At 63.1% G+C, this 839-nt stretch carries 1 protein-coding gene; it reads right to left on the bottom strand.

Going from position 1 to position 839, the window contains the following annotated elements; all coding sequences use genetic code 11:
• Window positions 1-839 (bottom strand): RHS domain-containing protein (locus F2P45_RS34315; RefSeq protein WP_187367260.1); only part of this gene is annotated, 839 nt, incomplete at both ends.

Genomic DNA, 839 nt, shown 5'->3' with positions numbered 1-839 from the left:
GTTTCGCTGTCGTGATACTGCCCCAGAAAACGGATCGGCTGGAACTGTGCAGCATCATTCGCCGCCTCAGCCTCGGTAGCGGCCACACTGTGGCGCTGCGGCGCGGGCTGGACGACCCGCAGCACGTTGCCCCAAGCTTTGTACTGCGTCGCCCAGACGATCTCGCCTTGCTGATCGGTCACCTCATTCGGCGTGCCGAGATGGTCGGTGTGGATGTGATGGACGTTGCTGCGGCGTTCGCTGTCGCCATCGCCTGCAACCGAATCGAGCTGCGCCAGCGGCACGAACGAGTCTGGCTCATACACATAGGTGCGCTCCCACTTCCCGCGCGCCTCGCACAGCAAGCGATTCCCATCCCACACAAAACGCGTCAGGCCAAATCCATCGCGCTTGGCAATCCTGCGTCCGAACGGATCGTAGGCGTACTTGACGGTCTGCACCGTCGGATTCGGTTCCTGGGCGTTGCGCGTCACCACCGACTTGACCAGCTGATGCGCCGCATTCCACTCCAGCGTCAGGCGCGTGTGTTTGCCGATCAGCTTTTCGGTCAGGTTGCCGTGCGCATCGTAGTCATAGCGCTTGTCCTCGAACACGCGCACCCGGTTGCCTTCGACCCGGCCGGCGCTCGCTACCGTCTCATCGAGCAGATTGTGCGCAGGATCAAATGCGAAGCGCTCCGCCAGGTTCGGCTGCACGGCGCTCATGATGCGGCCGATCACGTCGTAGCTGTAGGTCTTGCGGCCGTTGCGTTTATCGTCGACCGCCAGCAGGTTGCCGCTCTCGTCGTACTGATAACGGCGCGCGATCACCGGCTCGGTGCTTGCGCCCACGCCCAGATG

The organism is Massilia mucilaginosa (assembly GCF_011682145.1).
Taxonomy (GTDB): Bacteria; Pseudomonadota; Gammaproteobacteria; order Burkholderiales; family Burkholderiaceae_D; genus Telluria_A; species Telluria_A mucilaginosa.
This window is presented reverse-complemented; position numbering and strand designations above follow the sequence as displayed.